The organism is Micromonospora sp. NBC_01740 (assembly GCF_035920365.1).
GTDB lineage: Bacteria > Actinomycetota > Actinomycetes > Mycobacteriales > Micromonosporaceae > Micromonospora > Micromonospora reichwaldensis.
In genome coordinates this window covers 5,065,856-5,078,863 of the sequence record NZ_CP109150.1, presented here as the reverse complement: position 1 = coordinate 5,078,863, position 13,008 = coordinate 5,065,856, and the positions used below count along the sequence as shown (strand labels likewise).

Genomic DNA, 13,008 nt, shown 5'->3' with positions numbered 1-13,008 from the left:
GTAGTGCAGACCACCGACAGGAAGCAGCGGGTCAGAGACCGCCGGCGACGCGTAGGACGGTGCCGGTGGTGTAGGTGGCGTCGGGGCCGAGCAGCCAGGCGATGGCGCCGGCGACCTCGTCGGGTTCGCCGGGGCGGCCCAGTGGGATGCGGGCGGCGGCCCGCTCGGGTCGGTCGGGTTGGCCGGAGAGGGCGTGGATGTCGGTGCGGATGATGCCGGGGGCGACGGCGTTGACGCGGATGCCGCGGGGGGCGAGTTCCTTGGCGAGGCCGGTGGTGAGGGTGTCGGTGGCGGCCTTCACGGCGGCGTAGTGCACGTACTCGCCGGGGCTGCCGAGGGTGGCGGCGGCGGAGGAGACGTTGACGATGGCGGCGCCGTCGCTCATCCGGCGGGCGGCCTGCTGGGCGCAGAGGACGTAGCCGATGAGGTTGACGTCGACGACGTGGCGCAGGTCGGTGGGGTCGAGGTCGACGAACGCGCCGATGGGGCTGGTGACGCCGGCGTTGTTGACCAGGCCGGTGATCGGGCCGAGGTCGGCGGCGGCGTCGAACAGGGCGGTGACCTGCTCGGGGTCGCGGGTGTCGGCGGGCACGGCGAGGCCGCGTACGCCGGTGGCTTCGATGTCGGCGAGCACGGCGGTGGCGGCGGTGTGGTCGCGGCGGTAGCTGAAGGCGACGTGGTGCCCGGCGTGGGCGAGGCGGCGGGCGGTGGCGGCGCCGATGCCGCGGCTGCCGCCGGTGATGACGGTGACCGGTCGCATGTGCCTCTCCCCTGTCGTGGCTGCGGGGCCGACGCTACCGGCGGGCGGCGCGGGGCGGGCCGGTGGGTGGGCGCATAGGCTCGGGCACGTCGGTGGACGGTGACGTGGAGGTGTGCGGTGGCGGGTGTGGGTGTCGGCGACGTGGTGCGGGACTTCGAGTTGCCCGACGAGACGGGCACGCCGCGGCGGCTGTCGGAGTTCCTGGCCACCGGTCCGGTGGTGTTGTTCTTCTATCCGGCGGCGTTGACGCGGGGGTGCACGGCGGAGAGCTGCCACTTCCGGGACCTGGCGGCGGAGTTCGCGGCGGTGGGCGCGACGCGGGTGGGCATCAGCCGCGACCCGGTGGAGAAGCAGGCGGAGTTTTCCCGCCGGCACGGGTTCGACTATCCCCTGCTGTCGGACGTGGACGGCACGGTCGCGGACCTGTTCGGGGTGCGGCGGCGACTGCCGTTGGGTGCGCTGAGCACGCGGCGGATGACGTTCGTGATCGGCACCGACCGGCGGATCGTCGAGGTGGTCCACAGTGAGCTGAACATGAACGACCACGCGGACGCGGCGTTGCGGGCGCTGGGGGGTTGATCTTCCGCTTGTCGGCGTGGGCTGGTATCAAGGCAGTCATCTGAACAGGTGTACGAGGGGAAGAGGTTGCTGATGGGTGCTGCTGGCCAGGGTTTGTCCACTGACGAGGTGCAGAGCATCCGGGAGGCGCTGGCGGCGGGCCGCAAGCCGAAGGTGGTGTTCACCGCCTCGGCGGGTCAGATCGCCGGGCAGGTGGGTCAGGTGGTGGAGCTGACCGACCCGGCCGGGTCGGACGAGTTCGTGGTGGTCCGGTTCGGTCGCGACGAGTTGCCCTTCTCCCCCGCCGACGTGGCGGTGGCGCCGCGCGGTGCCGGGCGCAAGGCGGCGGAGCCGCAGCCGGAGACGCCGGAGCCCGAGCCGGCGGCGCCTGCGGAGCCGGAGTTCGTGTTGGACCGGGCGCAGGTGCCGCAGCAGCGGCGGGAGGAGCCGAAGGTGGAGACGACGGAGGCGAAGCCCGCCCCGGCGCGCAAGGCGGTGAAGGCCGTGAAGCCGAAGGGGCCAGCGGGGCTGACGGTGACGTTGGCGTACGCCGACGGTGAGTGGACGGTCGCGGCGCAGCAGGGCAGCAAGTCCCTGGCGAAGCCGTACGTGGTGAAGCCGGCGGAGGCGCTGCGGATGGTGGCGCTGGTGGACGTGCCGGGCGTGCAGGAGGCGGTGGAGCAGATCATGGCCGCGGAGCGGGCCGAGGCGGAGCAGCAGGCGGAGAAGCTGCGCGCGGAGCTGGCGGAGATCGAGGCGCGCCTGGCGGAGCTGCGCGAGGCGCACTGACGCGGACGGCCGGCGGGGTGGGTGGCGGTGCCGCTCGCCCCGCCGGCGCTGGCGGGTGTGGTGGTCGACGAGCCTGCCGACGCGCCCGGTGGGGCGAGGTCGGGCTGGCTGGCGGGCGCCTTTGGGTGGTCAGGCGCGCGGGCCCAGGAACAGGCCGCCACTGGCGTCGATGACCTGCCCGGTGACCCAGCGTGCGGCGTCGGAGGCGAGGAACGCGACCACGTCGGCGACGTCGCCGGGCTCGCCCAGGCGGTTGAGTGCCGTCATTGCGGTGATCAGCTCGGCCAGGCCCGGTGTCTCGAAGACCGGGCCGTTGGTCGCGGTCCGGGTGGCGCCGGGCGCGACCGCGTTCACCGTGATGCCCCTGGCGCCGAGGTGGTTGGCCAACGTCAGGGTCATCGTCTCGACCGCGCCCTTGGTCATGGCGAACGACGTCTGGGTCGCGTTGGCCATCCGGGTCGCCGCGGACGAGATCGTGATGATCCGGCCGTCGTCGCGCAGCAGGGGCAACGCGCGTTCGATGATGAAGTACGGCGCCCGTACGTTGACCGCGAACAGATGGTCGAAGGCTGCTCGTGTCGTGGCGCCGAGCGGGCCTGCGGGTGGCGCTGCCGCGTTGTTGACGAGGATGTCGAGTGGTCGCCCGGCGAGGCTGGCCTCGACTCCCGCGAACAGCGTCTCGACATCTGCGTCCACGCCCAGTTCCGCGCCGACGGCGTACGCCGTTCCACCGTCCCGCACGATCTGGTCGACCGTCGCCGTCGCGCCCTGCCTGTCCGTGCCGAAGTGCGCGATGACGACCGCTCCCCGCGCTGCGAGCCGGATCGCGATCGTCTGGCCGATGCCGCGCGACGCGCCGGTCACCAGGGCTGTCCTGCCGATCAGATCACCCATGATGTTAGTTACTCCCAACTTGTTAGTCACTACCAGTGCGGTAGTGTCTACCACATGAGCGAGCGGCACTCGACACTGCGGGAGCAACGACGGGCCGAGACGCAGCGCGTCATCCAGGCGCACGCGGTGCGGTTGTTCGTCGAGCGCGGGTACGACGGCACGACCGTGAACGACGTCGCAGCGGCTGCGGGCGTGTCTGCGATGACGGTGTACCGGCACTTCCCGACGAAGGAGGACCTCGTGCTGGTCGATCAGAACGGGCCGCTGGTCGCCGAACGGATCGCCGCGACGCCGGCCGGGCAGCCCCTGGTGCGCCGCATCGGCAGCGCGCTGGTTGACTCCACGCGGACGCTGACCGCCGGCGACGACCGGCTCCTGCTGGCCCGCCTGCGGCTGATGATCTCGACGCCCGCGCTGCGCGCCCGGCACCTGGACAACCACTACGTGCTGCAACAAGCCATCGTGGAGGGCCTCGGGGACGAGGCAGCCGATCCGGAGACGGCCTTCCACGCCGCGGCGGCGGCCAGCGCCTGTCTGGCCGCCATGCACACCGCGCTGGTGCGGTGGGCGAAGGACGACGGGCGTACCGATCTGCCCGACCTGATCGCGAAGGCGCTCGCGGCAGCCTTCGGCGACATCACGCTCCGGCCGGAGTAACGACGCGGGAGGGGCGCGTCGATCCCGCGGCCGGCGCGGGACGCGGCGGCGGGACCTCACCGCCACCCGCCGTGGGCGGGTCAGTGTCGCGGGATGTGGGCCACCCCGATGCGCTTGCGGAACACCCAGTACGTCCAGCCCTGGTAGGCCAGCACGATGGGGGTGAACACCACCGCCACCCAGGTCATGATCTTCAGGGTGTAGGGGGTGGAGGCGGCGTTGGTGGCGGTCAGCGTCCCGGCCGCGTCGAGCGTGGAGGGCAACACGTTCGGGAAGAGCGCCGCGAAGAGCGTCGCCACGGCCAGCGCGATGGCCACGGCGGTGCCGGTGAACGCCCAGCCCTCGCGGCGGGCGCGGGCGGCGGTGAGGCCGCCGAGCAGGGCGAGGGCCGCGCCGACGGCGAGCACGACGGCGGCGGTGCTGGAGCGGATGTTCAGCGTCCAGGTCAGGAACGCCACCGCGAGCACGGCGGCGGCCACGCCCACGCGTACCGCGAGGGCGGCGGCGCGCTCGCGGACCTCGCCGACGGTCTTCAGGGCGATGAACACGGCGCCGTGGGTGAGGAACAGGGCCGCGGTGGTCGCGCCGCCGAGCAGGGCGTACGGGTTGAGCAGGTCGACCAGCCCGCCGACGTACTCGTGGTCGGCGTCGAGCGGCACGCCGCGCAGGATGTTGGCGAACGCCACGCCCCACAGGATCGCCGGCACCACCGAGCCGACGAAGATGGCGGTGTCCCAGCGGCGTTTCCAGGACGCCTCGGGGCGCTTGTGGCGGTATTCGAAGGCGACGCCGCGGATGATCAGGGCGAGCAGGATCAGCAGCAGCGGCAGGTAGAAGCCGGAGAACAGGGTGGCGTACCACTCGGGGAACGCGGCGAACATGGCGCCGCCGGCGGTGATGAGCCAGACCTCGTTGCCGTCCCAGACGGGGCCGATGGTGTTGATCAGGACGCGGCGTTCCCGGTCGTCGCGGCCGAGTACGGGCAGCAGCATGCCGACGCCGAAGTCGAAGCCCTCGAGGATGAAGTACCCGGTGAACAGGACCGCGACGAGCAGGAACCAGATGGTGGTGAGTTCCACGGTTGTCTCCGGTGATCAGTAGGCGAACGCGAGCGGGCGCTCGGCGTCGTCGTGGGTGTCGTCGATCTCGGGGTCGGGGGTGAGGTCGGGTACGCCGGCCTTGGCGTAGCGCAGCAGCAGTTTGACCTCGACGACGGCGAGGGTGGCGTAGATGAGGGTGAAGGCGGTGAAGGAGGTGAGCACCTCGGTGAGCGAGACGCTGCGGGAGACGCCGTCGCGGGTGAGCATCTCGCCGAAGACGATCCACGGCTGGCGGCCCATCTCCGTGAAGATCCAGCCGAAGGAGTTCGCGGCGAGGGGCAGCAGGGGCATGACCAGGCCGGCGCGCAGCAGCCACTTGCTGGTGGGGGTGCGGCCCTTGCGTTGGCTCCAGAGCACCAGCAGGGCGATGGCGGCGGCGGCCATCCCGAAGCCGATCATGAAGCGGAAGCTCCAGTAGGTGACCGGGATGATCGGGGTGTAGCTGCCGGCGCCGTACTGGGCGGCGTACTGGGCCTGTAGGTCGTTGATGCCCTGCACGGTGCCGTTGGGGTCGCCGGTGCCCAGCCAGGACAGCAGGTGCGGGATCTTGAGAGCGAACAGTTCGCGGCTGCCGTCGAGGCTGCCGACGGTGAGCACGGAGAACGAGGCGGGGCTCTCGGTGGTGTAGAGGCCCTCGGCGGCGGCCATCTTCATCGGCTGCACCTGGGTCATGATCTTGCCCTGGATGTCGCCCGTGATGGCGACGGCGGCGGCGGAGACCAGGGTGACCCAGGAGCCGAACTTCGCGGCGAAGCGGTAGGCGGGGGTGTCGGCGGAGTCGCGGTTGCGTACCAGGTGCCACATGGCGACGGCGACCAGCAGCGAGCCGGCCACGAGGAACGCGCCGGCGATGGTGTGCGGGAAGGTGATCATGGCGACCTTGTTGGTCAGCACGGCCACGAAGTCGGTGAGTTCGGCGCGGCCGGTGTCGGGGTTGATCCGGTAGCCGACCGGGTTCTGCATGAACGAGTTCGCCGCGAGGATGAAGTACGCGCTGAGGTTGCTGCCGATCGCGGCGGCCCAGATGCTGGCCAGGTGCAGCCGCTTGGGCAGCCGGTCCCAGCCGAAGATCCACAGGCCGATGAAGGTGGACTCCAGGAAGAACGCGACAAGCGCCTCGATCGCCAGGGGGGCCCCGAAGATGTCGCCGACGAAGCGGGAGTAGTCGCTCCAGTTCATGCCGAACTGGAACTCCTGCACGATGCCGGTCACCACGCCCATCGCGAAGTTGATCAGGAAGAGCTTGCCGTAGAACTTGGTGAGCTTCAGGTGCTTCTCGTCGCCGGTGCGGTGCCACATCGTCTGGAGGATCGCCACCAGCACGGACAGGCCGATGGTCAACGGCACGAAGAGAAAGTGGTAGACGGTGGTGACACCGAACTGCCAGCGGGCGACGTCCAACGCGTCCACCAGTAACCCCCAGGCTGTGCATACTACGAGACGTAGTAAATACTACTGCGCGTCGTAGACGAATCGGCAGGGGCGGGGGTCCCGAAGCGACCCGGGACCAATGACCCTGATCACCTCTGCCGGACGGCCCCGGCACTCCGCGGGGTGGCCCGCGCGTGCGACCATGCGCGCTGATGGACACCACCCGCCCGGCCTGGCAGCCACCGCTGATCTGGCGTGCCGCGCAACTGCTCGCCCGCGTCGTCGTCGCGCTCCTGGCCCGCCTGGAGGTCAGCGGCGACGTGCCCGAGGCGCTGCGCCGGGGCCCGCTGATCCTGGCCGCCAACCACATCAGCCCGTGCGACCCCGTCGTGCTCGCCGCCGCCTGCCGCGCCCGGGGCGTCGCCCCCCGGATCATGGCCACCGGCGGGCTGTTCCGCACCCCCGTCATCGGCGCCCTGATGCGCCACGCCGGGCACCTGCGCGTCGACCGGGGCACTGCCGCCGTCGGCCGGGCCCTCGACGACGCCGCCGCCGCGGTCGCCGCCGGCTCGGTGATCCTGGTCTACCCGGAGGGCCGCATCGGCCTGGACCCCGGCTTGTGGCCCGAACGCGGCAAGACCGGCACCGCCCGCCTCGCCCTGGCCTGCGGGGCGCCGGTCATCCCGGTCGCCCAGTGGGGTTCCCACGAGGTGGTGCCCTACCGCGCCCCGAAGGGGCTGCTGCGCGGCATCGCCCGCGCGGTGTGGCGCCGCCCGGTGCTGCGCGTGCACTTCGGCGAGCCCGTGCACCTGACCGACCTCGCCCACGGCGCGCCCGGCGCCGCCCGGCAGGCCACCGACCGGATCATCGACGCCATCACCGACGCCCTCCTGCCGCTGCGCCCCGACGAACCGGAGCGCCCCCGCCACGTCGACCCCGGCCGCCCGAGCGACACCAGCCGCGCGCACCGCCGGCACCGCTCGCCCGACTGACCCGCCGGACCGCCGGTCACCGCGAGCGCCGTCAGAGCGCCTGCGCCAGCCGCAGCAGCTCGCCGACCGCCGTCGCGACCGGCGTCACCGGAGCCGCCACCACCGCCAGCCGCTGCAACAACCCGGTGACCCGGCCCGGTTCGGCGTCCGGGCGGGTCAGCTCCGCACGCAACTGCGCGGCCGTCACCCGGGCCGGCTCCGACAGCTCGCCCCGGTGCCGGTCGAGCACCTCGAGCAACTGCCGGACCAGCGCCGTGGCGTCGACACCGGCGGGCGCGGTGGCCCACAGGCTGCCGCCGCTGGCGTACGCGCCCGGACCCACCGCCTGGTTGCCCACCTGGCTCACCCCGCCGGACTGCTGGATGCCGTAGTTGGTCGCCTCGGGCATGCCCTTCCTCCCCTGCGATTCAGTCGTCACGCGGCCGGCGGCTGCGCGGCGGCGCCCCCTCGGTCTGCTGCTCGGCCCGGGCGCCCTGGCCCACCGCCTGGTTGCCGACCACACTCAGGCCGCCGGTCTGGATGACGCCCTGGTTGAGGATCGTCGTCTGCCGGTTGCGGAACTCGGCCGTGTCCACCCCCCGGGCGTCCAGGAAGTCCATGATGGCGGCCAGCACGTGCCGCTCGACGACCTTCAGGTGCTTGGCGGCGTCGAGCACCTGGAAGTAGTTGTGGTACTCGGCGCCGGAGGCGACCTCCCGCACGCCGACCTGGGCACCGTAGTCGTAGCCCAGGTCCTCGCGGGCCAGTTGCCGCAGCCGCGCCTGACGCCGCCCGCGCGCGGCACCCCGCACCAGGTCCCGCAGCAGCCGCAGCGGCGCGCCCAGCGCGGTGGGCAGCAACCGCTCGGTGCCGGTGGCCAGCACCTGCGCGAGCTGACTCACCGGCAGCCACTCGGTCAGCCGGTCCACGTCGTGGTAGCCCTGCCGCGGCGGCTCCAGCACCGTGCGGGCGCACTCCAGATAGAGCACCTGGCCGTCGGTGGAGAAGTGCAGGAACGTGGAGGCGACGACCTCCCCGCCCCAGGACGGCACCAGGGCGCACAGGTAGTGCCGCGCCGCGCCCTGCGGTCGGCCGGCGACCTCGCGTACCTCGTCGTCGGACCACCGCTGGCGCGGCATCCGCTCCCGGTGCGGCAGCAACCGCGCGTCGCCGGTGAGCCGGTCGCCGCAGACGAACACCCGGTCCTCGAGCAGCAACCCCGCGAGCCGCTCCGGGGTGGGATCGCCGGCCTGGCCCAGCCGGACCGCCGCCAGCCGGGCCCGCACGTGGTCGATGAGCTCCACGACGGTGAACGGCGCGGGGGCGGACACGTCGCCCGTGGGGACGCTCCCGACCGGCCCGTGGGCGTCCGCCAGGATCGGCAGGGCGAACGACCACCCCGCCACCGGCGTGCCGTGCCCGACGAACGGGGTGTAGCCGCCGTAGACCGTCACGTTGCCGCCCTGGGCGCGGTCGACGGCGGCCAGCCGCTCGGCGTCGCGCGCCGGCAGCGATGCCACGTCGGGCGGCCCGGGCCGGAACCGGGCCCGGCGCAACCGGGTCACCAGCAGCCGCCGGGTGCCCAGCAGGTGCCCCACGAGCACCAGGTAGGCGACCAGGCCGGCCGGCAACGCCAGCCACGGCCGGCCTACGACCCAACCGGGCAGGCCCGCCGGGTCGTCGCCCGGCGTGGCCGCGCCGAGCTGGAAGACCAGCACGAGCGAGACCGTCGCGATCGCGATCATCGACAGGAACGGGCCCACCGGGCCGTTGCGGCCGGGCCGCAGCGGGGCCAGTGAGCTGCCCACCGCCATCGTGACCCCGACCAGCACCGTCGCCAGCGGGGCGAGCAGCACCGCCAGGCCGCCGACGACCAGCAGCCCGACGTCACGCAGACGACGCCGCCGGCGGGCGGACAGGCAGTGCCGCAGCACCGTGCCCAGGTCGAAGCCCACCGACGGGGCGACCGCGCGCAGGTCGTCGTCGAACACCTCGGCCAGCACCCGTTCGGTGAACGCGTCGTCGGTGTGGGCGGCCGCGCACAGGTAGCGGGTGGCCTCGCTGCCGGCGTCCGGGTGCGAGCGTGCCGACGGCGCCTCGTCGCGTGGGCCGCTGTGCTGCCGTACCACCATGTCAGCCACCTCCGTGCCGGGTCGCCGGGAATCCCCCACGGCGCGGCCCCGGCCCCCGTACCGCCGCCCAGGCCAGCAGGACACCCACGACGAATCCGCAGTACAGCGCCCCGGAGATCGCGCCGAGCACAGTCGAGGTCAGGTCCACGCCGCGCAGCATGCCGCTGTCGGTGAGGACGTGCATCGTCACGCCGCCCACCGCCGCGAGCACCGCCGCCGTCACGCTCGCGCCGATCACCGCGAGCACCCGGTGCGTACGCCGCGGCGAGAACGCCGGGGTGGCCAGCCGACGCAGCAGCGCCACCGCGACCACGACGAACAGCACGGTGCGGGCGTTCTCCGCCAGCCACCAGGCGACATGGTCGGCCCGCAGCGGCCGCACGTCCCACCTCGGCCAGCCCAGCCCCGCCAGGGTCGCCTCGCCCAGCGCCCCCACCAGCCCCGGCAGCCCGTCGCCCCGGGGCAGTCGATAGCGCCACTCGATGATCAGCCGGGCGGCCCACGGGTTACCGACCAGCAGGACCAGCCAGAGCAGCGGCCGGGCCTCCGGCGGGACGCGCCGGTGCGGGCGCTCCGGCGACGGCAGCGCGATACGGGCCGGCAGCGGGTCCAACGCCCGGGCCGCCACCCCGGGCGCGGGCGCCAGCGGCTGCTCGGCCCCTCCCGGCCGGGGAGAAGGCATCCATGGCATCACCCGGACATCTTCACCGCACCGCAGCGCAACACCGTCGTCACTGTCCGACATCCGCCAGCCGCGCGTCGGTGCGGCGGGCGACGAGGTGGCAACCGGGCGGCCACCCGGCGGCCAACGGGGCCGGGCATACTCCCCGCGTGACCCACGCCTACCTCGACGGCCCCGCACCGCTGGCCTTCGCCCACCGGGGCGGCGCCGCCGAGGGCGACGAGAACACCGCCGCGGCGTTCGCCCGGGCGATCGGGCTCGGCTACCGGTACGTCGAGACCGACGTGCACGGCACCGCCGACGGCGTCGCGGTGGTCTTCCACGACGCCACGCTGACCCGGGTCACGGGCGAGCCGGGGCGCATCGCCGACCTGCGCTGGGCCGACCTGGCCTCGGTACGCGTCGGCGGCGCCGCCGTGGTCCCCCGCCTCGACGAGGTTCTCGACGCCTGGCCGCAGGTGCGGTTCAACATCGACGTCAAGGCCGACGGCGGCGTCGAGCCGACCGTGGCCACCGTCGCGCGCGTCAAGGCCGGCGACCGGGTGCTGCTGGCCTCGTTCAGCGACGCCCGGCTGGCCCGGCTGCGCGCCCTGACGCAGGGGCGCGTCGCCAGCAGCCTCGGCATGCGCGGGGTGGCCCGGCTGCGGATGGCGTCGCTGACCGGGCGGGCGCTGCGACTGCCCCCGTCGGTGGTCGCCGCGCAGGTGCCGGTGCGCTACGGGCGGGTGCCCGTGGTGGACCGCCGGTTCCTGCGCCACGCCCACCGACTCGGACTGCACGTGCATGTCTGGACGATCGACGAACCTGCCGAGATGCACGAGTTACTCGACCTCGGAGTGGATGGCATCATGACCGATCACGTCGGCGTGCTGCGCGACGTGTATCACAGCCGCGGTCACTGGGCCGCCTGAACCGTTCGAAGGACCCCGATGGCCGAGACCGTCACCCCCGCCGTGGGCGACACCCCCGCCCCGGCGAGCACCCGCCGCGAACGCAGCGGCTGGTACTTCTACGACTGGGCGATGTCCGCCTTCTCCACCACCGTCATCACCGTCTTCCTCGGCCCGTTCCTGACCACCGTCACCGAACTCGCCGCCGGCTGCGAACTCGGCGCCGACACCTGCGGCGGCTACGTGTACCCGCTGGGCATCAAGGTCGCCGCCGGCTCCTACTTCCCGTACCTGGTGTCGTTGTCGGTGTTCCTCACCGTGTTCGCGCTGCCGATCGTCGGCGCGATCGCCGACCGCTCGGCGCACAAGAAGCGGCTGCTCGCCGCCGCCGCCTTCATCGGCGCCGGCGCGACCGTCGGCATGCTCTTCGTCACCGGCGACCGGTACCTGCTCGGCGGGGCGCTGTTCATGGTCGCCAACATCGCCTTCGGCGCCGGTGTCGTGGTCTACAACTCGTTCCTGCCGCAGCTCGGCGGCCCCGACGACCGCGACGGCATCTCCAGCCGCGGCTGGGCGCTCGGCTACCTGGGCGGCGGCCTGCTGCTGGCGCTCAACCTCGTCGCGGTCAGCATGCTCGGCGAGGAGGGCAACCACCAGCGCACCCTCGACCTGGCCCGCTGGTCGATCGTGTCCGCGGGTGTGTGGTGGGCGGTGTTCACCCTGATCCCGCTGCGCTGGCTGCGCGAGCACCCCACGGCCGCCGCGCGGGCCGGCGGCAACCCGGTCACCGACGGGTTCCGGCAGCTCGGCCGCACCCTGCGCGAGATCAAGGCGTACCCGCTGACGCTGTTCTTCCTGCTGGCGTTCCTCGTCTACAACGACGGCATCCAGACCGTCATCGCCCTGGCCAGCCAGTACGGCACCGAGGAGCTGAAGCTCGGGCAGAGCACCCTGATCGTCACCATCCTGCTGGTGCAGTTCCTGGCCTTCGGCGGCGCGCTGCTGCTCGGCGCCCTCGCCAAGCGCATCGGCGCCTGGAAGACCGTGCTGATCAGCCTGGTGCTGTGGACCGGGGTGATCCTCGGCGCGTTCCGGCTGCCCGCCGAGGCGCCGGTGCCGTTCATGGTTCTCGGCGCCGCCATCGGCCTGGTGCTCGGCGGCAGCCAGGCCCTGAGCCGGTCGCTGTTCAGCCAGCTCATCCCCGCCGGCAAGGAGGGCGAGTACTACGGCTTCTACGAGATCAGTGACAAGGGCACCAGCTGGCTCGGCCCGCTGGCCTTCGGCATCGTGTTCCAGCTCACCAACTCCTACCGGGTGGGCCTGGTCTCCCTGCTGATCTTCTTCGTCGTCGGGTTCCTGCTGCTGCTGGCCGTGCCGATCCGCCGGGCGATCGTCGCCGCCGGCAACACCCCGCCCCGGGTGCTCTGAGGAACGCGGGCCCGTCCGCACGGGCCGGATCAGCGGGCGTCGATCGGCTAGGCTGCCCGACCGTGACCGTCCACGCCACCGCCCCGACCTGCCTGGCGCGCCCGCCGCTGGGCCCCGACGACTCCCCCGCCGGGTGTGCCGCGGCGCGGGGCGTGGACGGGCGTCCGCTGCACGCGGCGGCGTTGAAGTTCTTCTGGGGGCCGATGGACTGCGGCAAGTCCACGATGGCGTTGCAGATGAACTACAACCACTCCCGGCAGGGCCGCCGCGGCCTCGTCACCACCCGCATCGACCGCTCGCTCGGCCCGCAGGTGACCACGCGCATCGGTCTGGCGCACGAGGCCGTCGAGGTCACCGACACGCTGGACCTGCGCACCCTGGTGCGCGACACCTGGGCCGAGGGCGTCCGCGTCGACTACCTGATCTGCGACGAGGCGTCGTTCTACAACCTGGAGCACGTCGAGCAGATGGCGGAGCTGGTCGACAGCTACGACGTCGACGTGTACGCGTTCGGACTGGCCACCGACTTCCGCTCGTGCCTGTTCCCGGCCGCGCAGCGGCTGTTCGAACTGGCCGACGAGGTGGCCCGCATCCAGGTCGAGGTGCTCTGCTGGTGCGGCCGGGAGGGGCTGCTCAACGCCCGGGTGGTCGACGGCCGGGTGGTCCGCGAGGGCCTGCAGGTGGTCATCGGGGACACCGTGGACAGCGCCGAGGTGCGCTATCAGGTGCTCTGCCGCCGGCACTACCGCGCGGGCGAGCTCGGTCCCCGCCGCTGA

At 73.0% G+C, this 13,008-nt stretch carries 14 protein-coding genes; 7 read left to right on the top strand and 7 right to left on the bottom strand.

Features of this window, described 5'->3' with window-relative positions:
* Nucleotides 1–31: 31 nt before the first annotated feature.
* Nucleotides 32–760, bottom strand: a complete 729-nt coding sequence (locus tag OG989_RS22550; protein WP_151457683.1) for an SDR family oxidoreductase — start codon at nt 758–760, stop codon at nt 32–34.
* A gap of 117 nt (nt 761–877) precedes the next feature.
* Here OG989_RS22550 and OG989_RS22545 point away from each other — a divergent pair, with 117 nt between their 5' ends.
* Both OG989_RS22545 and OG989_RS22540 read left to right on the top strand, forming a co-directional pair.
* Nucleotides 878–1,339: a peroxiredoxin gene (locus tag OG989_RS22545; RefSeq protein ID WP_327028342.1), complete on the top strand. Its 462-nt coding sequence runs from the start codon at nt 878–880 to the stop codon at nt 1,337–1,339.
* 72 nt (nt 1,340–1,411) lie between these two features.
* On the top strand, nt 1,412–2,107 hold the full coding sequence (locus tag OG989_RS22540; RefSeq protein WP_151453206.1) for a hypothetical protein: 696 nt from the start codon (nt 1,412–1,414) through the stop codon (nt 2,105–2,107).
* A gap of 129 nt (nt 2,108–2,236) precedes the next feature.
* Here OG989_RS22540 and OG989_RS22535 read toward each other — a convergent pair whose 3' ends face one another.
* On the bottom strand, nt 2,237–3,031 hold the full coding sequence (locus tag OG989_RS22535) for an SDR family oxidoreductase (protein WP_327028341.1): 795 nt from the start codon (nt 3,029–3,031) through the stop codon (nt 2,237–2,239).
* A 24-nt stretch (nt 3,032–3,055) separates the two neighbouring features.
* On the opposite strand from OG989_RS22535, the gene OG989_RS22530 reads away from it, so the two are divergent.
* Complete coding sequence (locus tag OG989_RS22530; RefSeq protein ID WP_327028340.1) at nt 3,056–3,658, top strand: TetR/AcrR family transcriptional regulator; 603 nt, start codon at nt 3,056–3,058, stop codon at nt 3,656–3,658.
* A gap of 80 nt (nt 3,659–3,738) precedes the next feature.
* Here OG989_RS22530 and cydB read toward each other — a convergent pair whose 3' ends face one another.
* Nucleotides 3,739–4,737: a cytochrome d ubiquinol oxidase subunit II gene (gene cydB / locus OG989_RS22525; protein WP_327028339.1), complete on the bottom strand. Its 999-nt coding sequence runs from the start codon at nt 4,735–4,737 to the stop codon at nt 3,739–3,741.
* Nucleotides 4,738–4,752: 15 nt separating this feature from the next.
* A complete protein-coding gene (locus OG989_RS22520; RefSeq protein WP_327028338.1) occupies nt 4,753–6,168 on the bottom strand; it encodes a cytochrome ubiquinol oxidase subunit I in 1,416 nt (471 codons plus the stop codon).
* A gap of 173 nt (nt 6,169–6,341) precedes the next feature.
* On the opposite strand from OG989_RS22520, the gene OG989_RS22515 reads away from it, so the two are divergent.
* Nucleotides 6,342–7,121 (top strand): lysophospholipid acyltransferase family protein, encoded by a 780-nt coding sequence (locus OG989_RS22515; protein ID WP_327028337.1) that lies wholly within the window; start codon nt 6,342–6,344, stop codon nt 7,119–7,121.
* 31 nt (nt 7,122–7,152) lie between these two features.
* Here OG989_RS22515 and OG989_RS22510 read toward each other — a convergent pair whose 3' ends face one another.
* The 3 genes from OG989_RS22510 to OG989_RS22500 are packed head-to-tail and all read right to left on the bottom strand — an operon-like array spanning nt 7,153 to nt 9,914.
* Nucleotides 7,153–7,509, bottom strand: coding sequence for a hypothetical protein (locus OG989_RS22510; protein WP_151453200.1), 357 nt, complete (start codon nt 7,507–7,509; stop codon nt 7,153–7,155).
* 19 nt (nt 7,510–7,528) lie between these two features.
* A complete protein-coding gene (locus OG989_RS22505) occupies nt 7,529–9,232 on the bottom strand; it encodes a hypothetical protein (RefSeq protein ID WP_327028336.1) in 1,704 nt (567 codons plus the stop codon).
* 1 nt (nt 9,233) lies between these two features.
* Nucleotides 9,234–9,914 (bottom strand): hypothetical protein, encoded by a 681-nt coding sequence (locus OG989_RS22500; RefSeq protein WP_327028335.1) that lies wholly within the window; start codon nt 9,912–9,914, stop codon nt 9,234–9,236.
* Nucleotides 9,915–10,063: 149 nt separating this feature from the next.
* Between OG989_RS22500 and OG989_RS22495 the strand changes: the two genes are divergently transcribed.
* The 3 genes from OG989_RS22495 (at nt 10,064) to OG989_RS22485 (ending at nt 13,008) form a co-directional block, all read left to right on the top strand.
* A complete protein-coding gene (locus OG989_RS22495; protein ID WP_225851999.1) occupies nt 10,064–10,825 on the top strand; it encodes a glycerophosphodiester phosphodiesterase in 762 nt (253 codons plus the stop codon).
* An 18-nt stretch (nt 10,826–10,843) separates the two neighbouring features.
* Complete coding sequence (locus OG989_RS22490) at nt 10,844–12,232, top strand: MFS transporter (protein WP_151453196.1); 1,389 nt, start codon at nt 10,844–10,846, stop codon at nt 12,230–12,232.
* Nucleotides 12,233–12,294: 62 nt separating this feature from the next.
* A complete protein-coding gene (locus OG989_RS22485) occupies nt 12,295–13,008 on the top strand; it encodes a thymidine kinase (protein ID WP_151453195.1) in 714 nt (237 codons plus the stop codon).